This window comes from Mesorhizobium sp. M0615 (assembly GCF_040320805.1).
Taxonomy (GTDB): domain Bacteria; phylum Pseudomonadota; class Alphaproteobacteria; order Rhizobiales; family Rhizobiaceae; genus Mesorhizobium.
Window position 1 is genome coordinate 158,551 of the sequence record NZ_JAMYQI010000011.1, and the last position, 23,967, is coordinate 182,517.

Here is a 23,967-nt window from a genome sequence, read left to right on the forward strand (position 1 = left end):
ATGGGCTATCGCAAGCAACTGACCCGGCTTAAGGCGCCTTATCTCAAACGCATCCTGATTGACCCCGAGCGCGTGGAAGATTGGGAAAAATATCCATGGAACCTGCCGCTGTTTCGCGGCCGTGAATTCGAGCTCGAATTCACCACGCCGATCACCATCATTGTCGGTGAAAACGGCACCGGCAAATCGACACTGCTGGAAGCCATCGGCGCGCTGGCCGGTTACGACGAGGCCGGCGGCGGCAAGGGCTATCGTCCGGTCGATCATTCCATCGCCATCGACAAGAGCGGTGCGGCACTGGCGAATACATTCCGCGGCCACTGGCTGCCAAAAGTCACCGCCGGCTGGTTCTTTCGTGCCGAATCTTTTTACTCGGTCGCGCGCTATCTCGACCAGGCGGCACTCGAAGACCCGTTCGGACCGCCGCCGCCGGACTTTCTATCGTGGTCGCATGGCGAAGGGTTCATTCGCTTTTTCGAGGAGCGCTGCCGCCGGCAAGGCATCTACATCCTCGACGAGCCCGAAAGCGCGCTGTCGCCGTCGCGGCAGATCGAATTGTTGAAGATGCTGCGGCGCATGGACCAGTCAGGCACGGCGCAAGTGATCATGGCGACGCATTCGCCGCTGCTGATGGCTTGTCCCGGCGCGCGGCTCTTCCGAATCAGCCGTTTCGGCCTCGATCCGACCGATTTCACCGATACCGATCATTTTCGCATGATGCGCGACTTCTGCACGGACCCGCAGTCCTTTATGGAGGAAGCACTGAGGGAGACCGACGAGTGAATCACGATAGCTACGACAATGCCTATATCGGCGGCATCCTCAATTCTGTGAAGACCATCGCCATGGTCGGCGCGTCGGCCAACGATGTCAGGCCGAGCTTTTTCGTGCTGAAATATCTGCTGGCCAAGGGCTTTTCGGTGTTTCCGATCAATCCTGGGCAGGCCGGCAAGGAAATCCTCGGCCGCATGACCTATGCCAGCCTTGCCGATCTGCCGGAGCCGGTCGACATGGTCGACATCTTTCGCGCCTCTGCATCGGTGCCCGGCATTGTCGATGAGGTGCTGAAGCTCGACCCCTTGCCGAAGGTGATCTGGATGCAGCTTGGCGTGCGCGACGACGAGGCGGCCGCGCGTGCCGAGGCGGCCGGTATCAAGGTGGTGATGAACCGCTGCCCGAAGATCGAATATGGCAAGCTGTCGGGCGAGATCGGCTGGACCGGCGTCAACTCCGGTGTGCTTTCGTCGAAGAAGCCGCTGATGCGGTCGGGATTCCAGAGTTTCGGTGTGCGCCAGAAGTAAGGCAGTGAATGGTGAATGGTGAATAGAAGGATTTTCCTGGAAGCCGGGTAAAGCCGCATATGAGCGGCTTGCAATCAAGGTGGGACTGGCCGACTTTGCGACCACCATTCATCGCTCACCATTGACCATTTCATCATTCACACGTTTACCGCTCAGAGAGGTTTTCGATGACCCGCACGCCCGGTTTCAACACGCTCGCCGTCCATGCCGGCGCCAAGCCCGACCCGGCGACGGGCGCACGCGCCACGCCGATCTACCAGACGACCTCCTTTGTGTTCGACGATGCCGACCATGCCGCCTCGCTGTTCGGGCTGAAGGCCTTCGGCAACATCTACACCCGCATCATGAACCCGACCCAGGCGGTGCTGGAAGAGCGGATCGCGGCGCTCGAAGGCGGCACGGCTGCACTTGCCGTTGCTTCCGGCCATGCCGCACAGGTGATCGTGTTCCACAATCTCATGCGGCCTGGCGATAATTTCGTCGCCGCCACGAGGCTTTACGGTGGTTCGATCAATCAGTTCGGCCATGCCTTCAAGAATTTCGGCTGGGAGGTGCGTTGGGCCGACACCAACGACGTCTCCACCTTCGAAAGCCAGATAGACGACAAGACCAAGGCGATCTTCATCGAGAGCCTGGCCAATCCCGGCGGCACCTTCGTCGACATAGAGAAAATCGGCGACATCGCCCGCAAGCACGGCTTGCCGCTCATCGTCGACAACACGCTGGCCTCGCCCTATCTGGTGCGGCCGATCGAGCATGGCGCCGACATCGTCGTCCATTCGCTGACCAAGTTCATCGGCGGCCACGGCAATTCGATCGGCGGCGCCATCGTCGATGGCGGCACGTTCGACTGGTCGAAATCCGGCAAATATCCGATGCTGTCGGAGCCGCGCCCCGAATATGGCGGCCTTGTCCTGCACGAAACCTTCGGCAATTTCGCCTTCGCCATCGCCGCGCGCGTGCTTGGCCTGCGTGACATCGGCCCGGCGATTTCGCCGTTCAATGCCTTCCTGATCCTGACCGGGCTGGAGACCTTGCCGCTCAGGATGCAACGCCATTGCGACAATGCGATCACCGTAGCCGGCTGGCTGTCCAACCACCCCAAGGTCGCCTGGGTCAACTATCCCGGCCTGCCCAGCGACAAGAACAACGCGCTGCAGAAGAAATACTCGCCGCAAGGCGCCGGTGCTGTCTTCACCTTCGGCCTGAAGGGCGGCTACGAGGCCGGCATCAAGTTCGTCGAGGCGCTCGAACTGTTCTCGCACCTCGCCAATGTCGGCGACACCAAGTCGCTGGTCATCCATCCGGCATCGACCACGCATCGCCAGCTTTCCGACGAGCAGAAGGTCAAGGCGGGTGCGGGACCGGACACGGTCCGGCTTTCCGTCGGCATCGAGGATGTCAACGACATCGTCGCCGATCTGGAACAGGCTTTGGCCAAGGTTTGATTTTTTGAGTGAGTAGTGAGTAGTGAGTAGTGAGTAGTGAGTAGTGAGTAGTGAGTAGTAGTCGGTATTCAGTAGTTAGCGGTGATTAGTGATCAGCCACCCGCTCGAGGGAGCGCTTTCCGCTCACTACTCACTAGTCACTACTCACTGCACTACTCACTACTCACTAACCTGTTGGAGGCAAATCCTGTCCGCGCATTACCTGGCCATATTGACCGACAGCGTCGACGCCGAGATTGGCGCCCCGGCGCCGGATCGTCTGATTGCGGGCGATCCGAAGTTCCGCACCTGGAATGTCGAGGAGCGCGACGGCGGGCTCTATGCCGGCATCTGGGAAGCGACGCCGGGCAAATGGCGCATCGAATATGACGAATGGGAGTTCTGCCACATCCTGTCCGGCGTCTCGGTGGTTGCCGAGGATGGCGGCGAGGCGCGCACGGTCCGGGCCGGCGACAGCTTCGTGCTCAGGCCAGGCTTCAGGGGCAGCTGGGAAGTGCTTGAAACGACCCGCAAGGAGTATGTGATCAAGCTCTGATTTCGCGGTGCAAGGGTTCTGGCCCAGCGATCCGATCTCGACATAGTGTATGACTAAGTCATACACTATGCTATAGTGTGGGGATCGGAAGGATGCGACCATGCGAACGACCCAACCGCTGACCATCACCCTGCCGCACGACCTCGCGCAGATGGTGAAGGATAAGGTTTCCCAGGCAAATACGCCAGCGAAAGCGAAGTTATCCGCGATGGCTTGCGCACCCTGGTAGCGCGCGATTCGGCCATGCAGCGTTGGCTACTGGAGGAAGTGGTGCCGACCCTTGAGGATGCTCGCGCGCATCCCGAGCGCCTTTTGACGGCCGAAGAGGTACGCAAGAACCTTTCGGACTACGCTCGAAAAGTCACTGCCAGGCCGCGCACCGGTGCATGAAATATCGGGTGAGGTTTCACGCCGCGGCACAGCAAGACATTGCCGAGTTGCGCCAAGGGCGGGCGTCGATGCGGCGCTGAACTTTGTCGGACGGATTGTTGATTATTGCCTGAACTTCGAGACATTTCCCGAGCGGGCTCATGACGAGATTGCTCCTGGCTTGCGCACCGTTGGCTGGCGCCGTCGCGCTGCCATTGCATTTGAAGTCACCGGTGACACGGTGATCATACTGCGGATTCTCTACGCAGGGCGTACGCTTGAGCTTCCCGGCGAGGATTGAGCCAAGGGGCTGGTTGCCGCCTGCGTAGAACCCCCATCCTCGCGTCAGAACCCGACGGCGAGCTTTTCCAGCCCATGAAAATGATAGGTGTCGCGGAAGCGCGGCTGCTCCGCAAGATGGAGTTGCGGCTGCCGCTCGAACAGGGTTTTCAGCGACACCTGCAATTCCAGCCGCGCCAGCGGCGCACCAATACAGAAATGGATACCGGCGCCGAACGAGACATTCTTCTGGTCTAGTCGGCCGGGCCGGAAGGCGCCAGGTTCGGCAAAGGCAAGCGGATCATGATTGGCCATGCCGAGCAGCAGGCCGACCGTCTCGCCCGGTTGTACGACAACCCCCGATGTCACCTCGACCTCCTGATAGGCGTAGCGGGTGAACATGTGCAGCGGCGCGTCGAAGCGCAGGCACTCCTCGACCGTTGCAGCGGTTGCTTCCGGCGAGGTGAAGAAACGGCCGGGGTCGCCGCCTTGCGCCAGCAACGTGCGCACGGCGTTGCCGGTTTGATGGACGGTCGCCTCGTGGCCTGCATTGAGCAACAGGATGGCAGACGAGACCAACTCGTCTTCCGACAGCTTCTGGCCATCCTCTTGTGCCGCGATCAGCAGCGATAGCAGGTCGTCGCCAGGCTTCTTCCGCCGCTCGGTGACATAGCCGCGCAAAAAGTCGGAAAAATCGTGCGCGGCGCGATTGGCCGCTTCCTCGGTCTCGCGCGTCCGGCCATGCATGTACATGGCCACCATCCGGTGCGACCAGTCGAGCAGTTGCGGCCCCATTTCGACCGGCACACCGAGCATTTCGGCAATGATGGTGATCGGCAAAGGTGCGGCGAAGCTGGGCAATAGATCGACCTGGCGCGGTTCGAAACGGTCGATCAGCTCATTGGCCAGCGCCTCCACGCGCGGCCGCAGCCGCTCGACCTGGCGCGAGACGAAGGCGCGGTTGACCAGGGTTCTGAGCCTGGTGTGCACCGGCGGCTCCAGCTCCAGCATCGAATTGCTCTCGATGCCGTCGAAAGCGGCCAAATGCGAGCGATCCTCGCCGATGCCGCGGCTGTCGGGAATGCCGGCCGGGTTCTGGCGACCGAAGCGGCGGTCGCGCAACAGCCGGTTGACGTCGTCGAAGCCGCCAAAGCACCAAAAGCCGAATTCCTCCCAGAAGAAGGCATTCGATGCGCCATGCAGGACGGCATAGGCGTCGTAGGGGTTCTGGAAAAACGCCGGTTCGTGCGGATCGAGCCGCAGGCGGCGCGTGGCTGGATCAAAGGCGAGGTAGGGCGGCATGGATGTGGTCATGCCAGACCATTACCGCGGCTTGCCGGCTTGGTGCCAGACCGGATGTTGGCACCCGACGGCCCTATGGATTGAGCCAACCGAGGCGGACCTCGGCGAAGTACCGAAGTCTAATCCTCGCAATGCCTGGCAATATGCACGCGGCGCCAGCTGGTCGAGCCTTCCTGCACCACCACCCGGCGCGCCATCCTCTGGTATGACGGCGCTATCTGGGTGACGTGCCGCCGCTCGGGCCGCACCAGCACTTCATGGGCGACGCTCTCATATTCGGCCGGCAGCACAACCCGGCGGGTGCGCTCCGGTTCAACCACCACTGTTTCGGCCACACGCGCGTAGCGGGCCTTGCGCCACACCTTGCACAGCACCTTGCGGCCGTGGATGACGCGCCATTCCCAGGCATAGCCGCCATCGTCGACCTGGACCGTGCGGTAAACGGTGCGGGTTCTCGCCGGTACGATGTCATAGGTGACTCGGGGCGGCGCGATCTGCTCGACGCGCTCCATGGTGCCATAGATCGGCGGATCATAGTCGACCAACTGCCCGCCGGGACTGACCATGACGTCTTCATAGACGGTGTCATAGAGCGCCGGCCTGTGCACCGGCTCATAGCATTCGGCGGCCCGGCCGCCGGCAACCGCATCGGACACCATGCCGAGACCGGCAAGGCCGGAGATGGCGAGGCAAGCAGTTTTCCTGATCATGGCACTCCCCCTGTTTGAACCCGAAACGTGAGGTTCAATGTTGAATTGTAGGGGAAGGTTCTCCGGGGGAAAGCGGTTTCGCCGCATTTCGTTAAGCGACGCGGTTAAGGAATTGCTACACCGCAAAAACGCCGCTGGCCGCGTTCGGACTTTCCCTTGCGCGGAAACCTTGATTCGACTTAACCAGATGGCTAGGAGGAGGCGGCCTTGCGCTAGGGTGAGCCGGCATCCTATTTACATTCTAACCGTCAAGAACCGATTCTGCCCGATGTTCCGGCGCCGGAATCCCCATCTCCAAAAAGGGTAGTCCATGAAGAACCCCGTCGAAACCTACATGAACCTCGTTCCGATGGTGGTCGAGCAGACCAATCGCGGCGAGCGGGCCTACGACATTTTCTCGCGCCTGCTGAAAGAGCGCATCATTTTCATCACCGGCCCGGTCGAAGACGGTATGGCGACGCTGGTTTGTGCACAGCTTTTGTTCCTCGAGGCCGAGAACCCGAAGAAAGAGATCAATCTCTACATCAACTCGCCGGGCGGCGTGGTGACCTCGGGCATGGCGATCTACGACACCATGCAGTTCATCAAGCCGGCAGTGTCGACGCTGTGCATCGGCCAGGCGGCGTCGATGGGCTCGCTGCTTCTGACCGCCGGCCACAAGGACATGCGTTTTGCCACGCCGAACGCCCGCATCATGGTTCACCAGCCTTCCGGCGGTTTCCAGGGCCAGGCCTCCGACATCGAGCGGCACGCGCAGGACATCATCAAGCTGAAGCGCCGCCTCAACGAGGTCTACGTCAAACACACCGGTAAGAGCTACGAAGACATTGAAAAGACGCTTGACCGCGACCATTTCATGACAGCCGACGAAGCCAAGGATTTCGGCCTCATCGACAAGGTCATTTCGTCGCGCGAGCCGGTCGAAGGCGCTGCGGCATAAGCGCTGCATGGCAGTTGCGTGGGTGGATAACGCGCTTTTGCTGGGATTTGCGGCATTTCGGCCACAATTGGCTGTTCCCTCGGTGGATGGGATTGCCTACGTTAAGGCTATGTTGATTTTCGACGGCTTAGCTTTGTGCAGGGTTGGCGCGAATCATTGCGACGTTTTCTGATTTGTGTTTCGTACGGAATGCGTTGCGGGAGCCGGGACACTGGCGGCGGCGAATTCCCGCGATAGATAGAATATGCGCCCTTTCAGCCAGACCATCGGCGGGCGGCCATGAAAGGACAGGAAAATGAGCAAAGTCGGCAACAACAGCGGTGATTCGAAGAACACGCTTTATTGCTCGTTTTGCGGCAAAAGCCAGCACGAGGTGCGCAAGCTGATCGCCGGCCCAACGGTGTTCATCTGCGACGAGTGCGTAGAGCTGTGCATGGACATCATCCGCGAGGAGAACAAGACCTCGATGGTGAAGTCGCGCGAGGGCGTGCCGACCCCGCAGGAGATCCTGAAGGTTCTCGACGACTATGTCATCGGCCAGCCCTACGCCAAGCGCGTGCTGTCGGTGGCTGTCCACAACCACTACAAGCGCCTGGCGCATGCCGGCAAGAACAACGACGTCGAATTGGCGAAGTCCAACATCCTGCTGATCGGCCCGACCGGCTGCGGCAAGACGCTGCTTGCCCAGACGCTGGCCCGCATCATCGACGTGCCCTTCACCATGGCCGACGCGACGACGCTGACCGAAGCCGGTTACGTCGGCGAGGACGTCGAAAACATCATCCTGAAGCTGCTGCAGTCGGCCGACTACAATGTCGAGCGCGCCCAGCGCGGCATCGTCTACATCGATGAAATCGACAAGATTTCGCGCAAGTCCGACAACCCATCGATCACCCGCGACGTGTCGGGCGAGGGTGTGCAGCAGGCGCTTCTGAAGATCATGGAAGGCACCGTTGCCTCCGTGCCGCCGCAGGGCGGCCGCAAGCATCCGCAGCAGGAGTTCCTGCAGGTCGACACCGCCAACATCCTGTTCATCTGCGGCGGCGCCTTCGCCGGGCTGGACAAGATCATCTCGGATCGCGGCAGGAAGACTTCCATCGGCTTCGGCGCCATCGTCGCTTCGCCCGAGGATCGCCGCACCGGTGACGTGTTCCGCCTGGTCGAGCCCGAGGATCTCTTGAAGTTCGGCCTCATCCCCGAGTTTGTCGGCCGTCTGCCGGTCCTGGCGACGCTGGAAGACCTCGACGAGCCGGCGCTGATCCAGATCCTGACCGAGCCGAAAAACGCGCTGGTCAAGCAGTATCAGCGGCTGTTCGAGATGGAGAGTGTCGACCTGACCTTCCATGAGAATGCGCTGTCGGCGATCGCCAAGCGCGCCATCGAGCGCAAGACCGGCGCCCGTGGCCTCCGCTCGATCATGGAAGCGATCCTGCTCGACACCATGTTCGAACTGCCCGCCCTGGAAGGCGTGCGCGAAGTGGTGATTTCGGAAGAAGTGGTGACCGGCAGCGCCCGGCCGCTCTACATCTATTCCGAGCAGAAGGAAAAGAAGGGCAACGTCAGCGCCTGATCTGGCATCTGGCCTAACCTTTTTATGGAACGGCGCCCGCGGGGCGCCGTTTTGCTGTGGTGAGGTACCGATCCTTGTGACGGAGTGGATGAACGAACGTGTCGACCCTTGATCTTTGCCCCTCGTGCATCCAACTAACATCGGAAGGCCGTGGTGCCGAATTCTGTGCTGTAAAACTCCCGTCACAAACGGTGGTAGGCGGAACGATCCTCGGTCGTTAATATGAGATTCGCGGTTGGCTCGATTAGCGGCCGCGACATGAAAGGTTGGACAATGGCCAAAATATCCAAGGCTCCCAGCGACGGCGTCTTCGCAGTCCTCCCACTGCGCGACATCGTGGTGTTCCCGCACATGATCGTTCCGCTCTTTGTCGGGCGTGAAAAGTCGATCAAGGCGCTGGAAGAGGTTATGGGTCAGGAAAAGCAGATCCTGCTTGCCACCCAGATGAATGCCGCCGATGACGATCCCGAGCCCGATGCGATCTTCGACATCGGCACGCTCGCCAATGTGCTGCAATTGCTGAAGCTGCCCGACGGCACCGTCAAGGTGCTGGTCGAAGGCGCGTCGCGTGCCAAGATCGTCTCGTTCACCGACCGTCCGGACTTCCACGAAGCTACCGCCACGGCGCTGGTCGAGCCGGAGGAGGAAGAGGTCGAGGTCGAGGCGCTCGCCCGTTCGGTCGTCACCGACTTCGAAAACTACGTCAAGCTGAACAAGAAGATCTCGCCTGAAGTGGTGGGCGCCGCCAGCCAGATCGACGACTATTCCAAGCTCGCCGATACGGTTGCTTCGCACCTCGCCATCAAGATCCCCGAGAAGCAGGAGATGCTGGCCACGCTGTCCGTCAAGGAACGGCTGGAAAAGGCGATGGGCTTCATGGAAGCCGAAATCTCCGTCCTGCAGGTGGAGAAGCGCATCCGCTCGCGCGTCAAGCGCCAGATGGAGAAGACGCAGCGCGAATATTACCTCAACGAGCAGATGAAGGCGATCCAGAAGGAGCTCGGCGAAGGCGAGGACGGCCGCGACGAGGCCGCCGAGATCGAGGCGCGCATCAAGAAGACCAAGCTCTCCAAGGAGGCCCGCGAAAAGGCGGAAGCCGAGTTGAAGAAGCTGCGGACGATGTCGCCGATGTCGGCGGAATCGACCGTCGTGCGCAACTACCTCGACTGGATCCTGTCGATCCCGTGGGGCAAGAACTCCAAGGTCAAGCAGGACCTGGCGTTTGCGCAGAACGTGCTCGACACCGATCATTTCGGCCTCGACAAGGTCAAGGACCGCATCGTCGAGTATCTCGCCGTGCAAAGCCGCCAGAAGAAGCTGAAGGGGCCGATCCTGTGCCTCGTCGGCCCTCCCGGCGTCGGCAAGACCTCGCTCGGCAAGTCGATCGCCAAGGCGACCGGCCGCGAGTTCATCCGCATGGCGCTTGGCGGCGTGCGTGACGAGGCCGAGATCCGTGGCCACCGCCGCACCTATATCGGCTCGATGCCCGGCAAGGTCATCCAGTCGATGAAGAAGGCCAAGAAGTCCAACCCGCTCTTCCTGCTCGACGAGATCGACAAGATGGGCCAGGACTTCCGTGGCGATCCGTCATCGGCTTTGCTCGAGGTGCTCGATCCCGAGCAGAACTCGACGTTCATGGACCATTACCTCGAGGTCGAATACGACCTATCGAGCGTGATGTTCGTGACGACGGCGAACACACTGAACATCCCTGCGCCCCTGATGGACCGCATGGAGATCATCCGTATCGCCGGCTACACCGAGGACGAGAAGATCGAGATCGCCAAGCGTCACCTGATGCCCAAGGTGATCCGCGATCATGCCCTGCAGCCGAAGGAATTCTCCGTCGGCGAGGACGCGATCCGCGGCATCATCCAGACCTACACCCGTGAAGCGGGCGTCAGAAGCCTGGAGCGCGAGCTGATGAAGCTCGGGCGCAAGGCGGTGACCGAGATCCTGAAGACGAAGAAGAAGACGGTGAGCATCACGGCGGCGAACCTCGCCGATTACCTCGGTGTTCCGCGCTTCCGCTTCGGCCAGGTCGAGGCTGACGATCAGGTCGGTGTCGTCACCGGTCTTGCCTGGACGGAAGTCGGCGGCGAGCTGCTGACGGTCGAAGGCGTCATGATGCCCGGCAAGGGCCGCATGACGGTGACCGGCAATCTGCGCGACGTGATGAAGGAATCGATCTCGGCGGCGGCCTCTTATGTCCGCTCGCGGGCCATCGATTTCGGCATCGAGCCGCCGCTGTTCGACAAGCGTGACATCCACGTCCACTTGCCCGAAGGCGCCACGCCGAAGGACGGTCCGTCTGCAGGTGCTGCCATGGCGACGGCCATCGTATCTGTCATGACTGGTATTCCGGTCCGGGCCGATGTGGCGATGACTGGCGAGATAACGCTTCGCGGCCGCATCTTGCCGATCGGCGGCCTCAAGGAGAAGCTGCTCGCCGCACTGCGCGGCGGCATCAAGAAGGTGCTGATCCCGGAAGACAACGCCAAGGATCTGGCGGAGATACCGGACAATGTGAAGAACGGTATGGAGATCATTCCGGTCTCACGTGTCGGCGAGGTTCTGAGGCACGCGCTGGTGCGCATGCCGGAGCCAATCGAGTGGGTCGAGCCAGTCAATCCGCCGGCTTCCACCGATACCGTTGACGATGCTGGAAAGTCGCTTGCACATTAGAAACTACTAAAGTTGCAGTGCACAAAGAGAGAGCCGGGCCTTGAGCCCGGCTTTTTCATGTGAAAAACCCACCATTTCCGGGCTTTTTTCAACTTTTTTCCGGCTTTTTGACTTGGGTTTGCGAGCGCTTCTTTCTAAAGTCCCTCTCCTGCCGGATGAGTCGAAAGTTCCGGTTTTCTCATGGAAGGGAATTTTTATGAACAAGAACGAACTGGTTTCCGCTGTCGCTGAATCCGCGAGCATTTCGAAGGGTGACGCACAGTCGGCGGTTGAGGCGGTGTTCTCCGTCATCACTGGCGAACTGAAGAAGGGCGGCGATGTACGGCTCGTCGGCTTCGGAAATTTCACCGTCTCCAAGCGTGCGGCATCGACTGGCCGCAACCCGCAGACTGGCGCGGAAGTGAAGATTCCGGCGCGTACCGTGCCGAAGTTCTCGGCCGGCAAAGGCCTCAAGGACGCGGTCAACTAAAAATTTTTTCAGAGAATGTTGGAAAGCCGGGTTCGCCCGGCTTTTCTTTTGCCTCGATCGCGGCAAGCCGTCAGCCCGCTGAGGCGCGCCTTCAGCCCACCGGCGCATCCGCGCGCATCAGGCCTTCCTGCTTGAGGTCCGCCCACAGCGCCGCGGGCAGCTTGGCATCGAGCAGGGCGCGGTTGCTTTCGACTTCGCTCGGCCGCTGGCCGCCGGGGATGACCGACACCACGGAAGGGTGCAGCAGCGGAAACTGCAGCGCCGCCTCGATCAGCCTGACGCCATGGCGCTCGCAGACGGCCTCGATGCGCCCGACGCGATCCATGATGTCCCTTGGCGCCTCGGAGTAATTGTAATAGGCGCCTGGCTTCGGCCCGGTCGCCAGGATGCCGGAATTGTAAGGACCGCCGAGAACGATGCCGATGCCGCGTTGCTCACAGAGCGGCAGGAAGGTGGCAAGCGCTTCCTGTTCCAGCAGCGTGTAGCGCCCGGCCAGCAGGAACAGGTCGAAGTCGCCACGCTCCGCCAGCGTCTGGCAAACCTCCCATTCGTTGATGCCGCCGCCGAAGGCCTTGATCACGCCCTGGTCGCGCAGCGCAACCAGTCCGTTGTAGCCCGAGGCCATGAATTCCTCGATGCGCTGGTCTGACGCCTCCTTGCTACCATGGGTGAAGATGTCGAGGTCATGGACGAAAAGGATGTCGATGCGGTCGACGCCAAGCCGTTCCAGCGACGTCTCGAACGAGCGCATGACGCCGTCATAGCTGTAGTCGTAGACCTCCTTGCGCGTCGGTGTGTCGAAGAACTTGCCGATGCCGGTTCGTTCCTCCGGCGGGCAGGCGCGCAACAGGCGACCGACCTTGCTCGACAGCACATAATCGTCGCGCCTCCTGCCGCGCAGGAAGGCATTGAGCCGTGTTTCGGCAAGGCCCAGGCCATAGAGCGGCGCGGTGTCGTAGTAACGGCAGCCGGTCGCCCACGCCGCCTCCAGCGTGGCGTTGGCATCCGCGTCGGGGACGGCGCGGTAAAGGTTGCCGAGGGGCGCGCTGCCGAAGCCAAGCTCGGTGAAGTCGAGGCCGCCATTGCCGATGCGGTCGAAATGCCGTGTCTTCATGTCGTGCTGATTTCCTGGATTGATTGTCTGACATGACACTATCACGCCGCTGGCTCAGCAAAAGCCGCCATGGCCGTTGGACAGGCATTTTCGCGGTGATAGCATGAACAAAAACAAGCCTTTTTGCGAAAGCGCGCAACCCGAAATCACCGGCCACAAACCCAGCCGGACAGATGGGACTCTCATGACGAATGCCGGCTCGGATATGTTTTCGACCGCCCTGCAAGAGCTGGGCGCCGTACTGGCGCGCGTCGACGAAGCCGGCATCTACACCGCCTGCGAAACCCTGGCCCGCGCGCAAAAGATCGTCGTCTATGGCTGCGGCCGCGAGGCCTTGCAGCTCAAGGGTTTCGCCATGCGCCTCTATCACCTCGGGCTTGAGGTGTCGGTGGTCGGCGACATGAACACGCCACCGCTTGGCGCAGCCGATGTCTTCCTGGTCAGTTCCGGCCCGGGCGAGACGACGACGGTGCTCACCTTGATGCAAGTCGCCCGCAAGGCCGGCGCCACCGTGCTTTTGCTCACCGCCGAGGCAGGCAGCAGTGCGGTCGCGCTTGCCGACTTCACCTTGCTGATCCCGGCGCAGACCATGGCGCGCGACCAGGGGCCGCAAAAGACATCGCTGCTGCCGATGGGCTCGGTCTTCGAAGGGGCGCTGTTCCTGCTGTTCGAGGTCATGGTGCTGAAGCTCAAGGCGCTGACCGGCCAGTCGTCCGAGGCCATGCGCGCCCGCCACACCAACATGGAATAGATCATGCGCTACGAACTGATGCTGCCGCACCAGATCCGCAAGGCGATCGCCGAGAACTGGCCGGTCGCTCTCCCGCTCGGCGTGCTCGAATATCACGGCGAGCACATGGCTGTCGGCATGGACACGCTGGCCGTCATCAAGACGCTGGAGCTCTACGAGAAGGAGGCCGACATCGTCATTCTGCCGGCTTTCTACTACGGTGCGGCGAGCTATGTGGTGGCAGCACCCGAAGGCAACGGCTCGGTGCAGGTCGGCGGCAACCAGCTGGCGCCGTTCGCCGAAGAATTGTTCTACAGCCTGCTGCGCATCGGCTTTCGTAACATCAACGCCATCATCCACCACCAGACCGAGAACTTTGCCGCCGGCATGCCGACCGATCTCGCCTTCAAGGCCGCCGGCCGCCAGGCGATCTTCCGCTTCCTCGAGAAGCAGCGCGGCGAGGGCTGGTGGGGCTCAGACGGGATGGCCGATTATTATGCCGGGCACGCCGCCGGCGAGAATTTCTTCAACTGGGTGCAGGTGCACCCGCTAATGTCGGCTGCCATGAACGGGAAGTATCCGTTCGATCACGCCGGTGTTGGCGAGACATCATTGATGCTGGCACTGTGTCCGGAAGCGGTCGATGCCGGGCGTTTTGGCGAGAATACCGCGTGGTATACGGCCAGTGCGCCGGAGGCCTCGGCGGAGCTGGGGCGAAAGGGTGTGGCGATGATCATGGATCACCTGAGGGCGATATTGGGGCGCTAGCAGACAAAGTCGCTCTGTAGCGATCCTTCACACCCCCCTCTGTCCTGCCGGACATCTCCCCCGCAAGGGGGGAGATCAGATGTCATTTCCGCTTTCGCCAATCACCTACGTCGCAAGAAAAGCGATGCAGCCAAAGCTGCCGATCTCCCTCCTTGCGGGGGAGATGGCCGGCAGGCCAGAGGGGGGTGCTGTCCCGCCGAGGTCAACAGTAGAGGGGCACGCCGCCTCTCGCCTACTTCACCGCCCCCGCCGTCATGCCCATGATCAGATACCGCTCAAGCGCAATCCCGATGACCGCCAGCGGTGCGATCGCGGCGGTGGCAAGCGCCGCCATCGACCACCAGTTGATGCCTTGCGAGCCGGTCTGGCTCGCCACCATGACCGGGATGGTCTTGGCGTCGGTCGAGGTCAGCAGCGCGGCGAAAAAATACTCGTTCCAGCACAGCACCATCGCCAGGATGAAAGCGGCGACCATGCCCGGCAGCGCAATCGGCATGACGATGCGGAAAAAAGCGCCCCAGATCGACAGGCCGTCGACCAGCGCTGCCTCCTCCAGTTCGACAGGGATCGAATTGAACTGGTCGCGCATGATCCAGATGACGATCGGCAGCACCATGAGCGTGTAGAGCAGGATCAGGCCGATGCGTGTGTCGAGCAGGCCGACCTCGCGGTAGAGCACCAGGAAGGGCAGGGCGAGCACCACCGGCGGCAGGATCAGCTGCGACAGGAAGAAGAAGGAGATGTCCTCGTTCTTGAACCAGGCGAACTGATAGCGATACCGGGTCAGCCCATAGGCGGCGAGGCTGCCGATGACGATGGCGAGGCTCGATGCGCCGACCGAGGTGATGACCGAATTCATGAAGCGCTTGAAAAACTCCTCCCGCACCGTCGAGGTCTGGAAGATCGAATCCGGCGACAGGCCGAGCGAGCGCCAGCCCTTCCAGTCCGGTTGGAAGTCGACGAACGGGATGAGGTGTCCTTGCGTGACGTCGACCGCGGTCTTGAAAGAGGTGGTGATCGTCCAGTAGATCGGGAACAGGCAGATGAAGGCCCAGAACGCCAGCGCGCCATAGATGAAGATGCGATTGGCCAGAAAACCTAGCGGTGAGCGGATTTCCGAGGCAGTATAGTCGGTGGTCTGGACGCTCATTGTGCCTCGTCAGTTCACGTTGCGCACGAAGCGATTGGCGAATTTCAACAGCCAGGTCACGAACACGACGATGATGACGAGATAGGCCATCGCCAGCATGGTGCCGTAGCCGACATTCGAGCGGTCGCGGTATTCCCGGTAGATGAAGCTCGACACAGAATCCGTGGCGCCGCCGGGCCCGCCGGAGGTCACGGTGATGATGATGTCGGCAAGCTTCAGCTTGAAGATGATGCGCAGGATCACCGCCGTCACCGACACCGGCAGCATCAGCGGGAAGGTGACCTGCCAAAAAGTCTGCCATGGCGTGGCGCCGTCGACGCGCGCTGCCTCCAGCACGTCGCGCGACATAGCCTGCAGGCCGGCAAGCAGCATGATCATCATGAACGGGATGAAGGTCCAGGCGTCGAGCACCATGATCGAGATGCGGGCGGTGATCGGGTTGGAGAAGAAGGCGGGGTTCTCCCAGCCGAGATGGCGCGCCAGCGTCGCCGCCGGCCCGAAACGGTATTCCATCAGCGATTTGCCGATCATCCAGGATACCGCGACCGGCGACAGCATCAGCGGCATCAGGAAGACGACTCGGAAGAATTTGCGCGCCCGGATCTGCGCGTTGAGCAGCAGCGCCAGGCCGAAAGCGATGACATATTCGACCAGCACGGCGAGCACATAAAGCACCATGTTGAACAGCGCGTTGCGGTAGTAGGGATCGGCCAGCATCTGCCAGAAATTGTCGAGCCCGTTGAACTTGCGGCCGGAAAAGGACGACAGGTTCCAGTCGGTCAGCGCGATATAGAAGCCGAACAGCGTCGGGAAGATCACCATGGCGATGGTGAACAGCAGCGCCGGCAGCAGGAACAGCGCGCGCTGGCCGTCCTCGCCGCGCGTCAGCACCTGGCCGATGCCGAGCGCCACCCCCCACAGAACATAGGCATAGACGATGGGACGCCAGGTCTCGAAGCCGAGCGTGGTGATCTCGTTCTTGTAGAGGATCTCAAACGCGATCACCGCCAGCAGGCCAAGCGTGGCGGCCGCCATCAGGGCAAAACCCGCCCGCTTGCGGGCCGGCGAGATCAGATCGGCTGGGCCGGCGTTGGCCGGCCATGCATTGGTGGTCTGGTCAGCCACGCGTCCCCGTCCGTTTAAAAAATCAAGCCTGCGACCGGCCCGAGCCGGTCAGGTCCGGCGGCTTGCACCGCCGGACGTGTTGTCACGATAGGATCAGCCTACACGCCGAGCGAGGCCTTGTAGAGCTTGATCTGGTTTTCGCGGCCGATCTGGTCGGTCAGCTTCTCCCAGGCCGCGGCAATGGCGTCGGCGCCTTCCTGCGCCTTCATCTTGCCGGCGAATGTGTTGGCCAGAATGTCCTCGGCAGCCGAATAGTACTGGAAGATGCCGGGGATGCGCGGCTCGATCGCCGCGTTCGGATGGTTGTAGCTGTCGGCTTCCGACTTCAGATACGAGGTGATGAACGCCTCGTCGTAGCCTGCCGCCACCCATTCGGGAATGTCGAAATGCGAGTTGCGGTAGGGCTGGAAGCCGGACGGATACATCGCCGTCCAGATTGACAGGTCCTTGCCGCCGAGATGAGCGGCGGCCGACCATGCCGCTTTTTTCTTCTTTTCGTCCGTATCGACGCGGGCCATGACGTAGACGCCCCAGCCGAGATAGGCGCAGTTCGGCGCATAGTTCGGGCCGCTGGCGAGTTTGTCCCAAGCGCCGGTCTTGGCATTGTAGACGTCGTCGGACCCCGGCAGGATCGAGAAGCCGGTGACGTCGCCGATGACCGAGCTATCGTTGGTCTTGACGTTGGAGCCGACGTCGCCCCACCAGGTGACCATCGAACCGGTGCCGGCCAGGAACTGCTGGAAGGCTGTCGTGTTCGGGTCGGCGTTGATCTGGTCGGCGGGCTCCGACGGCAGCGCGTCGATGACGTCCTGGATGGCGCGCACCCAGGCCGGATTGTTGATGCGCGGCTTCATCGTGTCGGCATCGAACAGCCAGGCCTTGTCGTCGGGATGCTTGGCATAGGCGGTGGCACGGCTGCCGAGGAAGTAGAAGCCGAAACCGCCCCAGGCCTTAGGCGCATCGAGATAGCCAAAGACGTCCTGGCCCTTGAACTGCTTGCCCTTGAGGAATTTTGTGACGGCCTGGACTTCCTGCCAGGTCTTCGGCACGCCCCACTCGGTGGTCGCGCCGCCGTCCTTCCACGCCTTGGCGAGGTCGGCATCGGCAAACACGTCGGTGCGGTAATTGAAGTTATGCGCATCGCCGTCGACGGTGATCCGGTACTGCTTGCCGTCCCAGGTGCCGACCGGCGGCTGCAGATAGGCCACGACATCCTTCATGTCGATCTGCTCTTTGACCCAGTCGGGCATCTCGGACGTCAGGCCCTTGCCGCAGACATCGCCTTCGAAGGGCGCGCCCATCTCGATGATGTCGAAGTCGACGGTGCCGGTTGCGATCGACTGCTGCAGGCGGGCATTGTAGTCGGCCTGCGCCAGGTCGATCCAGCTGATCTTGGCGCCGGTATAGGCCTCCCACGGCTTCAGGAAGCCGCGGAACAGCACATTGTGCAGGTTCTGGTTGTTGAGGCCCATGAAGGTGAGCTCGACGCCGGCGAATTCGCCTTCCTTGACGTTGGCCTTGGTGGCTTCCAGGCAGAGTTCGCCGACCTTCTGGAAATCGGCATCCGTCGGCTGACCCTTGCCGACGCCGGGGATCTGAAGAATTTTGGAGCGTAGCTCGCTGGCGGCTTCAGCCGGGCGGGTGAAAGCGCCGAGCCCAGCGCCCGATGCGGCGGCGATCGCGGCCATTGAGGCCGCGCCCTTGAGTATGTCACGCCGGGTGGCACCCGCGCGGACGAGTTTTTCGTACAGACCGACTCTCATCTATTCCTCCCAGAACAACAGTCGTGAATTAAAATGCCAATCCCTCCGACGCCGAAACGTCGGCGGTTCTCCTTTATCATACGGGGACGTGGGACCCCACCCTGCGTCGCCTGGAGCTCCGATTTTCGGATAAAAATCCGACTGCCGGATTGGCAACAGCTAATATTTGCGTAATCGATTACCTTGTCAACACGAATGGCTTTTTATCGATAACATACCGACTTGCCCTTGCCGTTGGCAATGGCTAGCTTCACCGCGAGAAAAGGGGGGACGATGGCTCAAGTCGCGATCAGCAATGTGGCCAAGGCGTTCGGAACCGTCAAGGTCCTGCACGAGGTCAGCGTCGATATCGCCGATGGCCAGTTCGTGGTGTTGGTCGGCCCGTCGGGCTGCGGCAAGTCCACGCTGCTCAGGATGGTGGCCGGGCTGGAGACCGTCTCCGGCGGCACGATCGCCATTGGCGAGCGCATCGTCAACAATCTGCCGCCGGCCAAGCGCGACATCGCCATGGTGTTCCAGAACTACGCGCTCTATCCGCACAAGACGGTGGAGCAGAACATGGCGTTTGCGCTGAAGCTGCGCAAGACCGATCCAGCCGTGGTCGCCGAGCGGGTCAAGCGCGCCGCCGACATTCTCGACCTCAATCCGTACCTGAAACGTTATCCGCGCCAGCTATCCGGCGGCCAGCGCCAGCGCGTCGCCATGGGCCGCGCCATCGTGCGCAATCCGCAGGTCTTCCTGTTCGACGAGCCGCTCTCCAATCTCGACGCCAAGCTGCGCGTGCAGATGCGCACCGAGATCAAGGAACTGCACCAGCGGCTGAAGACCACCACCATCTACGTCACCCACGACCAGATCGAGGCCATGACCATGGCCGACAAGATCGTCGTCATGCGCGATGGCCGTATCGAGCAGGTCGGCGCGCCATTGGAATTGTTCGACCGGCCGGCCAATCTGTTTGTCGCCGGCTTCATCGGCTCGCCGTCGATGAACCTGCTCAAGGGCGTGGTGCGCAAGGGCGACAAGGTCGAGATAGCGGGCACGCTGTTCCCGATCGCGGCCGGCAGCGCCGCCAAGGAGGGCCAGGCCGTGGTCTATGGCGTGCGGCCCGAGCATCTCGAAATCCATGCCGACGGCGTGCCAGCAAAGATCTCGGTGGTCGAGCCGACCGGTTCCGAAACGCTGGTCTTCGTGCGTTTCGGCGAGGGCGAGATGGTGGCGCTGTTTCGCGAGCGCCACGACTTCAAGCCCGGCGACACGCTCAATCTCAAGCCGCGCCTCGACCAGGTCCATCTCTTCGACGCCGAGACCGGCAACCGGCTCTGATTTCCAATCGACTTTGACCAAACCTGTTTGACGAGGACTGCCATGCTCAAAGGGATCAACCCATTGCTCAATGCCGATGTGCTCCAGGCGCTCAGGGCAATGGGACACGGCGACGATCTGGTCATCGCCGACACCAATTTCCCCGCCGATTCGGTGGCAAAGCAGACCGTGCTCGGCAAGCTGCTGCGCATCGATGCCTCGGCGGCCGATGTCGCCAAGGCGGTGCTGTCGCTCTATCCGCTCGACACATTCGTCGACGATGCGGCCGCGCGCATGGAGATTGTCGGCAAGCCGGACGAGATTCCGCCGGTGCAAAAAGAGGTGCAGAAGGAGATCGACAAGGCCGAGGGCAAGGCCTGGCCGATGATCTCGGTCGAGCGCTATGCCTTCTACGAGCGCGCCAAGAAAGCCTATTGCGTCATCCAGACCGGGGAGCGCCGCTTCTATGGCTGCTTCGCCTTTCGCAAGGGCGTCGTGCCGCCGGATGCCGAGTAGGGCCATGGCGTCGGGCAAACCTGTCGTCATTCTGGGCGTTTTCGTCGCCGACACCGCTTACCGGGCCGATCGACAGCCGCGCATGGGTGAAACCATTCTTGGTAATTCCTTCAAGCTGGGACCTGGCGGCAAGGGCTCGAACCAGGCGGTGGCGGCAGGCAAGCTCGGCGCGGACGTCACCTTCCTGACCCGGCTTGGCGTCGATGCTTTCGCCGACATGGCCAAGGCGACCTGGGCAGAGGCGAGCGTTAAATCCCCCGTGATCGACACGCCGCAAAGCTATACCGGCGCGGCCTATATCTTCATCGAGGAGACAACCGGCAACAACGCCATCATCGTCAGCCCGGGTGCAGCGATGCTGATCTCGCCTGAAGACATCGAGGCCAACGCCGGCCTGATCGGCGGCGCCGGCGTCTTCGTCACCCAGCTCGAACAGCCGATCGACGCGGCACTGCGCGCACTCGAAATCGCGCGCGGTGCAGGGGTGACCACCATCCTCAATCCGGCGCCGGCGGCCAAGCTGCCGGACCGCATCTACACGCTGTGCGACTATGTGACCCCCAACGAAACCGAGGCCGAGGAACTGACCGGCATCAAGGTTTCTTCGATCGACGACGCTCGCCGCGCCGCCGACAGCCTGCTCAAAAAAGGCGTCGGCTCGGTCATCATCACGCTCGGCGAAAAAGGCGCGCTGCTGCACACGGCCGCTCGGTCCGACCATGTCCCGGTGGTCAATGCCGGCGCAGTGGTCGAAACTACCGGTGCGGGCGATGCCTTCAATGGCGGCCTGGCCGCCGCACTCGCCAAAGGCGTGGAGCCGCTGCAAGCCGTCCGCTTCGCCTGCGCCGTCGCCGGCATTTCGGTGACAAGGCCGGGTACGGCGCCATCCATGCCGACGCTGCAGGAGGTCGAGGCGCTGCTGGCCGAGGGGTGAGGTCGTTGCGGGAGAGATCGAGTTCAGATCCGACCGGATCTTAATTGCCTCATGCAAGACCATGATTCTAGACGATTATGTCACATTTCTCCTGAGGAGAAATGGCGCGAGTGACGGGGCTCGAACCCGCGACCTCCGGCGTGACAGGCCGGCGAAAACGCCTGATTAATCAACGACTGATTCAATTCCTTACGCTCTCGAATTTGCGGGAAAAAGCGCGAAATTGAAACTTGCCTATCAGAACTCCTCGTCAACTCCGCGAGGTATTCACTTTGATCGACGCCTCCGCTGCTGCCAGCCTAGCGGCTGGACCGGGACAGACTGCTCCCGGCGACTTCTGGATCGGCTGGAGACGGCAGATCGATGCGCTCGCTTCCGCCGGATTCCGGGTCATCGTTCCCGACCAGAGGGGCTACAACACCAGTGACAAGCCGAAAGCCATCCGTGAATACACGCTCCCCAAGCTCGTCGGCGTGTCGTTGCCATCGCCGACGCGCTCGGCATCGGAAGGTTTCACCTCCTCGGTCATGACTGGGGCGGTATCGTCGCCTGGGCGGCAGGCGCAAAGCTGCCGCACCGCCTGGAAAGGCTCGTCATCCTGAACGCGCCCCATCCCGAGGTGCTGCTTGCCCATTCCTTGCGATCTCCGACCCAGTTCCTGCGGAGCAGCTATGCGGCCTTTCTTCCAGTTCCCCTTGCTGCCGGAGGCTTTTCTGGGGGCGGGGCGCTCGGCTCTGCTGGCACGGGCGCTCATCAAATCCAGCCGAACAGATGCCTTCACGGCGGAGGAAATCGCAGAGTATCGGCAGGCCTGGGAACGGCCGGGGGCGCTGACCGGCATGCTCAACTGGTATCGGGCGCTGCGCTTCCGCCCAAGCCTGAAGGAGCGGATCACGACGCCGACCCTTGTACTGTGGGGGATGCAGGACCAAGCTCTGGAATATGGCCTGGCCGAGCGCAGTCTGGCCCTTTGCAACGATCGGGGCCTGCAGACGTTCGAGAAGGCGACGCATTGGGTACAGCGCGAAGAGGCCAGCGCGGTGAATGCCGCGCTTCTGGCGTTCCTGGACGGCTGAGATGCCGTTCCGTTCTGCAGGTGGCCTGACTCGCCGTGATCTCCTGACCGTGCTCGCTGCCGCGGTCACAACCCACCACCTTACCTCCTCTGCTGATGCAGCATTGGCAGAGGCCTCAACGGAGCATCCGATGCCACACGTCGTCCTTCTCGGGGATTCGATCTTTGACAACGCTGCCTATGTCGCGCGCGGGCCCGACTTAGTGCGACAGCTGCGGGAGCGCTTGCCGGAGGGGTGGCGTGCAACGCTAAACGCCGTCGACGGCGCCGTCACAAGCGGCGTCGAGCGGCAGCTTGAACGGCTCCCCCAGGATGCTAGCCATCTTGTCGTCAGCGTCGGTGGCAATGATGCTCTTCGTCATGCAGGGATTCTGGAGCAGGGGGCCCGTTCGGTGGCCGAGGTTCTGGACAGGATCAGCGATGTCCGGGAGGAATTCGAGCACGACTACTGTACGATGCTCGAGGGGGCGCTGGGCCAAAACCTACCCACCGCTATCTGCACGATCTACCAGGCGCGCTTTCCCGACCCACAGCGTCGTAGACTTGCCGCAACTGCCCTGACGGTCCTCAACGACGTCATCACCCGGGCGGCGTTCTCGCGCGGTTTGCCGCTCGTCGACCTGCGCTTGGTATCGAATGAGGACGCGGACTTCGCCAATCCTATCGAACCGTCAGTGCAAGGCGGCGCGAAGATCGCGGCAGCCATCGCGGCACTTGTAGTCGAGCACGATTTAGCCGGACGTCGGTCGGTGGTCTTCGTCGGCTGAACGGCGTAATCCCGCCCGACCGTCTGCACTCTCGATGGTCGGGCGACTGAAAGCAACAATTCAGACGGCCAGCACGATCTTGCCTTGAATACTGCCGTCGGCGGCGCGCTCATGTGCGCGCGATGCCTCGGCCAGCGGTAATGTGCTGTCGATGACGACACGCACAAGGCCCTCGTCGAGCAGGCGGGCGGCTTTTGCCAACTGCGCGCCATTGGATCGAACCTGTGTGGATGAGACCGTGATCCCCAGCCTCTCTGTCTCTTCGTGACCAGCGAAGCCCAGTGGGTTGACCAGGAACAGCGCGCCGCCCGGCTTCAGAACATGGAAGAAGCGCTCCATGTCCGCGCCGCCCACCGCGTCGAGGACAAGGTCGACGTCTCGGACGACATCTTCCGCCGCGGTTGTCTTGTAGTCGATGAATTGATCCACGCCGAGATCGCGCATCAGCGCCTCGTTCTTGGCCGATGCCACCGCGATGACGCGAGCGCCCCGCCATTTCGCCAACTGGACGGCCAGATGCCCGACACCGCCTCCGGCACCATTGATGAGCACCGTCTTGCCGTCGAGGGGCACCGGCTCATGCGGTAAGGGCTGGAACGGATTCGGCTCGTCGTGGCCAAGTTCGATCAAGAACTGCCATGCCGTCAGAAGCGACATCGGCGCACCAGCCGCATGAATATGGTCGATGCCGGCTGGTTTCAACGCCACATGCGATGCCGGCACACTGACATAATGCGCGTAGGCATTGCTACCCGTCATCAAGTTATCGGGGAAGCGAACCATTGCGTAGACCTCGTCACCGATGCTGAAATCAGCGACGTCAGCGCCAACCGCTTCAATGACGCCCGACACGTCCGTGCCGAGAATCAGTGGGAAGGACGCGTTGGGTCGCCATTCTGGCGGCAGTGCGCGATAGCCATCCCGCAGATACCAGTCTGGCGGATTAAGCCCGGCCGCCTGGACTCGGACAAGCACCTCGCCGGGCTTCACACCCGGCCTAGGCGCGTCTTCGTACACCAGCATCTCGGGACCACCGAATGCGTGCAGACGGACTGCCTTCATGTTATCGCTCATTGGTGAAATCTCCGCTCATCCATGTCATTGGAGCGAAT

23 protein-coding genes and 3 pseudogenes are annotated in these 23,967 nt (G+C 61.9%); 19 read left to right on the plus strand and 7 right to left on the minus strand.

The features are described 5' to 3' along the window. The 6 genes and pseudogenes from NKI46_RS20905 to NKI46_RS20930 all read left to right on the plus strand — a co-directional run bounded on the left by NKI46_RS20905 (window position 1) and on the right by NKI46_RS20930 (window position 3,954). Complete coding sequence (locus NKI46_RS20905) at window positions 1-783, plus strand: AAA family ATPase (protein WP_023736498.1); 783 nt, start codon at window positions 1-3, stop codon at window positions 781-783. After that, entirely contained in the window at window positions 780-1,301 is a 522-nt protein-coding gene (locus tag NKI46_RS20910) for a CoA-binding protein (protein ID WP_023711525.1), read from the plus strand. Before NKI46_RS20905 ends, NKI46_RS20910 begins: the two co-directional genes overlap by 4 nt. A gap of 167 nt (window positions 1,302-1,468) precedes the next feature. Then, a complete protein-coding gene (locus NKI46_RS20915; protein ID WP_023682310.1) occupies window positions 1,469-2,749 on the plus strand; it encodes an O-acetylhomoserine aminocarboxypropyltransferase in 1,281 nt (426 codons plus the stop codon). A gap of 208 nt (window positions 2,750-2,957) precedes the next feature. Then, a complete protein-coding gene (locus tag NKI46_RS20920) occupies window positions 2,958-3,284 on the plus strand; it encodes a cupin domain-containing protein (protein WP_502882008.1) in 327 nt (108 codons plus the stop codon). A 100-nt stretch (window positions 3,285-3,384) separates the two neighbouring features. Beyond that, a pseudogene (locus NKI46_RS20925) lies at window positions 3,385-3,674 on the plus strand (ribbon-helix-helix domain-containing protein). Next, window positions 3,667-3,954, plus strand: a complete 288-nt coding sequence (locus NKI46_RS20930) for a type II toxin-antitoxin system RelE/ParE family toxin (RefSeq protein ID WP_352747740.1) — start codon at window positions 3,667-3,669, stop codon at window positions 3,952-3,954. Before NKI46_RS20925 ends, NKI46_RS20930 begins: the two are co-directional and overlap by 8 nt. Window positions 3,955-3,998: 44 nt before the next feature. Here the strand turns inward: NKI46_RS20930 and NKI46_RS20935 are convergent, their stop codons facing one another. Both NKI46_RS20935 and NKI46_RS20940 read right to left on the minus strand, forming a co-directional pair. Beyond that, window positions 3,999-5,246, minus strand: a complete 1,248-nt coding sequence (locus NKI46_RS20935; RefSeq protein ID WP_352747743.1) for a cytochrome P450 — start codon at window positions 5,244-5,246, stop codon at window positions 3,999-4,001. Between the two features lie 107 nt (window positions 5,247-5,353). Continuing rightward, entirely contained in the window at window positions 5,354-5,944 is a 591-nt protein-coding gene (locus NKI46_RS20940; RefSeq protein WP_023689466.1) for a hypothetical protein, read from the minus strand. 310 nt (window positions 5,945-6,254) lie between these two features. On the opposite strand from NKI46_RS20940, the gene clpP reads away from it, so the two are divergent. From clpP to NKI46_RS20960, 4 genes are all read left to right on the plus strand, one after another. Beyond that, the gene (clpP, locus tag NKI46_RS20945) at window positions 6,255-6,884 is read left to right on the plus strand and encodes an ATP-dependent Clp endopeptidase proteolytic subunit ClpP (RefSeq protein ID WP_023682306.1); all 630 of its coding nucleotides are present in this window, start codon (window positions 6,255-6,257) and stop codon (window positions 6,882-6,884) included. Window positions 6,885-7,179: 295 nt separating this feature from the next. Further along, entirely contained in the window at window positions 7,180-8,454 is a 1,275-nt protein-coding gene (gene clpX / locus NKI46_RS20950; RefSeq protein ID WP_023682305.1) for an ATP-dependent Clp protease ATP-binding subunit ClpX, read from the plus strand. 273 nt (window positions 8,455-8,727) lie between these two features. Further along, window positions 8,728-11,139, plus strand: coding sequence for an endopeptidase La (gene lon / locus NKI46_RS20955; protein WP_023682304.1), 2,412 nt, complete (start codon window positions 8,728-8,730; stop codon window positions 11,137-11,139). A gap of 196 nt (window positions 11,140-11,335) precedes the next feature. After that, the gene (locus NKI46_RS20960) at window positions 11,336-11,608 is read left to right on the plus strand and encodes an HU family DNA-binding protein (RefSeq protein WP_023669423.1); all 273 of its coding nucleotides are present in this window, start codon (window positions 11,336-11,338) and stop codon (window positions 11,606-11,608) included. Between the two features lie 91 nt (window positions 11,609-11,699). Here the strand turns inward: NKI46_RS20960 and NKI46_RS20965 are convergent, their stop codons facing one another. Continuing rightward, entirely contained in the window at window positions 11,700-12,722 is a 1,023-nt protein-coding gene (locus NKI46_RS20965; protein WP_352747746.1) for an aldo/keto reductase, read from the minus strand. A gap of 184 nt (window positions 12,723-12,906) precedes the next feature. Here NKI46_RS20965 and NKI46_RS20970 point away from each other — a divergent pair, with 184 nt between their 5' ends. Both NKI46_RS20970 and NKI46_RS20975 read left to right on the plus strand, forming a co-directional pair. Then, window positions 12,907-13,473 carry an SIS domain-containing protein gene (locus NKI46_RS20970; protein WP_023739334.1) on the plus strand — a complete coding sequence of 189 codons (567 nt, stop codon included), beginning with the start codon at window positions 12,907-12,909 and terminating at the stop codon, window positions 13,471-13,473. Between the two features lie 3 nt (window positions 13,474-13,476). Beyond that, window positions 13,477-14,220, plus strand: coding sequence for a creatininase family protein (locus NKI46_RS20975; RefSeq protein WP_023739335.1), 744 nt, complete (start codon window positions 13,477-13,479; stop codon window positions 14,218-14,220). 232 nt (window positions 14,221-14,452) lie between these two features. Here NKI46_RS20975 and NKI46_RS20980 read toward each other — a convergent pair whose 3' ends face one another. The 3 genes from NKI46_RS20980 to NKI46_RS20990 all read right to left on the minus strand — a co-directional run bounded on the left by NKI46_RS20980 (window position 14,453) and on the right by NKI46_RS20990 (window position 18,258). Then, window positions 14,453-15,370: a carbohydrate ABC transporter permease gene (locus tag NKI46_RS20980; RefSeq protein ID WP_023739336.1), complete on the minus strand. Its 918-nt coding sequence runs from the start codon at window positions 15,368-15,370 to the stop codon at window positions 14,453-14,455. 9 nt (window positions 15,371-15,379) lie between these two features. Beyond that, complete coding sequence (locus tag NKI46_RS20985) at window positions 15,380-16,495, minus strand: carbohydrate ABC transporter permease (RefSeq protein WP_023689462.1); 1,116 nt, start codon at window positions 16,493-16,495, stop codon at window positions 15,380-15,382. Window positions 16,496-16,593: 98 nt separating this feature from the next. Further along, window positions 16,594-18,258 carry an ABC transporter substrate-binding protein gene (locus NKI46_RS20990; protein ID WP_023739337.1) on the minus strand — a complete coding sequence of 555 codons (1,665 nt, stop codon included), beginning with the start codon at window positions 18,256-18,258 and terminating at the stop codon, window positions 16,594-16,596. 273 nt (window positions 18,259-18,531) lie between these two features. On the opposite strand from NKI46_RS20990, the gene NKI46_RS20995 reads away from it, so the two are divergent. The 7 genes and pseudogenes from NKI46_RS20995 to NKI46_RS21025 all read left to right on the plus strand — a co-directional run bounded on the left by NKI46_RS20995 (window position 18,532) and on the right by NKI46_RS21025 (window position 22,855). Further along, on the plus strand, window positions 18,532-19,584 hold the full coding sequence (locus NKI46_RS20995; protein WP_023711517.1) for an ABC transporter ATP-binding protein: 1,053 nt from the start codon (window positions 18,532-18,534) through the stop codon (window positions 19,582-19,584). Between the two features lie 42 nt (window positions 19,585-19,626). Continuing rightward, complete coding sequence (locus NKI46_RS21000) at window positions 19,627-20,079, plus strand: RbsD/FucU family protein (protein ID WP_023739338.1); 453 nt, start codon at window positions 19,627-19,629, stop codon at window positions 20,077-20,079. A 4-nt stretch (window positions 20,080-20,083) separates the two neighbouring features. Beyond that, window positions 20,084-21,013 carry a ribokinase gene (rbsK, locus tag NKI46_RS21005; protein ID WP_023739339.1) on the plus strand — a complete coding sequence of 310 codons (930 nt, stop codon included), beginning with the start codon at window positions 20,084-20,086 and terminating at the stop codon, window positions 21,011-21,013. Between the two features lie 272 nt (window positions 21,014-21,285). Next, window positions 21,286-21,459, plus strand: a pseudogene (locus NKI46_RS21010) (alpha/beta fold hydrolase); the annotation flags it as partial. Window positions 21,460-21,515: 56 nt separating this feature from the next. Continuing rightward, window positions 21,516-21,656 (plus strand): annotated as a pseudogene (locus NKI46_RS21015) (alpha/beta fold hydrolase); the annotation flags it as partial. Window positions 21,657-21,684: 28 nt separating this feature from the next. Continuing rightward, a complete protein-coding gene (locus NKI46_RS21020) occupies window positions 21,685-22,089 on the plus strand; it encodes an alpha/beta fold hydrolase (RefSeq protein ID WP_352460139.1) in 405 nt (134 codons plus the stop codon). A 130-nt stretch (window positions 22,090-22,219) separates the two neighbouring features. Continuing rightward, a complete protein-coding gene (locus NKI46_RS21025; protein WP_023819366.1) occupies window positions 22,220-22,855 on the plus strand; it encodes an SGNH/GDSL hydrolase family protein in 636 nt (211 codons plus the stop codon). 60 nt (window positions 22,856-22,915) lie between these two features. Here NKI46_RS21025 and NKI46_RS21030 read toward each other — a convergent pair whose 3' ends face one another. Next, the gene (locus NKI46_RS21030; RefSeq protein ID WP_352747754.1) at window positions 22,916-23,929 is read right to left on the minus strand and encodes an NADP-dependent oxidoreductase; all 1,014 of its coding nucleotides are present in this window, start codon (window positions 23,927-23,929) and stop codon (window positions 22,916-22,918) included. Between the last annotated feature and the right edge of the window lie 38 nt (window positions 23,930-23,967).

Excerpts from the sequence above, each read along its gene's own strand:
- NKI46_RS20905 (WP_023736498.1), top strand. The coding sequence starts at position 1 with ATGGGCTATCGCAAGCAACTGACCCGGCTTAAGGCGCCTTATCTCAAA.
- NKI46_RS20915 (WP_023682310.1), top strand. The coding sequence starts at position 1,469 with ATGACCCGCACGCCCGGTTTCAACACGCTCGCCGTCCATGCCGGCGCC.
- NKI46_RS20935 (WP_352747743.1), bottom strand. The coding sequence starts at position 5,246 with ATGACCACATCCATGCCGCCCTACCTCGCCTTTGATCCAGCCACGCGC.
- NKI46_RS20940 (WP_023689466.1), bottom strand. The coding sequence starts at position 5,944 with ATGATCAGGAAAACTGCTTGCCTCGCCATCTCCGGCCTTGCCGGTCTC.
- clpP (WP_023682306.1), top strand. The coding sequence starts at position 6,255 with ATGAAGAACCCCGTCGAAACCTACATGAACCTCGTTCCGATGGTGGTC.
- clpX (WP_023682305.1), top strand. The coding sequence starts at position 7,180 with ATGAGCAAAGTCGGCAACAACAGCGGTGATTCGAAGAACACGCTTTAT.
- lon (WP_023682304.1), top strand. The coding sequence starts at position 8,728 with ATGGCCAAAATATCCAAGGCTCCCAGCGACGGCGTCTTCGCAGTCCTC.
- NKI46_RS20960 (WP_023669423.1), top strand. The coding sequence starts at position 11,336 with ATGAACAAGAACGAACTGGTTTCCGCTGTCGCTGAATCCGCGAGCATT.
- NKI46_RS20965 (WP_352747746.1), bottom strand. The coding sequence starts at position 12,722 with ATGAAGACACGGCATTTCGACCGCATCGGCAATGGCGGCCTCGACTTC.
- NKI46_RS20970 (WP_023739334.1), top strand. The coding sequence starts at position 12,907 with ATGACGAATGCCGGCTCGGATATGTTTTCGACCGCCCTGCAAGAGCTG.
- NKI46_RS20975 (WP_023739335.1), top strand. The coding sequence starts at position 13,477 with ATGCGCTACGAACTGATGCTGCCGCACCAGATCCGCAAGGCGATCGCC.
- NKI46_RS20980 (WP_023739336.1), bottom strand. The coding sequence starts at position 15,370 with ATGAGCGTCCAGACCACCGACTATACTGCCTCGGAAATCCGCTCACCG.
- NKI46_RS20990 (WP_023739337.1), bottom strand. The coding sequence starts at position 18,258 with ATGAGAGTCGGTCTGTACGAAAAACTCGTCCGCGCGGGTGCCACCCGG.
- NKI46_RS20995 (WP_023711517.1), top strand. The coding sequence starts at position 18,532 with ATGGCTCAAGTCGCGATCAGCAATGTGGCCAAGGCGTTCGGAACCGTC.
- NKI46_RS21000 (WP_023739338.1), top strand. The coding sequence starts at position 19,627 with ATGCTCAAAGGGATCAACCCATTGCTCAATGCCGATGTGCTCCAGGCG.
- rbsK (WP_023739339.1), top strand. The coding sequence starts at position 20,084 with ATGGCGTCGGGCAAACCTGTCGTCATTCTGGGCGTTTTCGTCGCCGAC.
- NKI46_RS21020 (WP_352460139.1), top strand. The coding sequence starts at position 21,685 with ATGCGGCCTTTCTTCCAGTTCCCCTTGCTGCCGGAGGCTTTTCTGGGG.
- NKI46_RS21025 (WP_023819366.1), top strand. The coding sequence starts at position 22,220 with ATGCCACACGTCGTCCTTCTCGGGGATTCGATCTTTGACAACGCTGCC.
- NKI46_RS21030 (WP_352747754.1), bottom strand. The coding sequence starts at position 23,929 with ATGAGCGATAACATGAAGGCAGTCCGTCTGCACGCATTCGGTGGTCCC.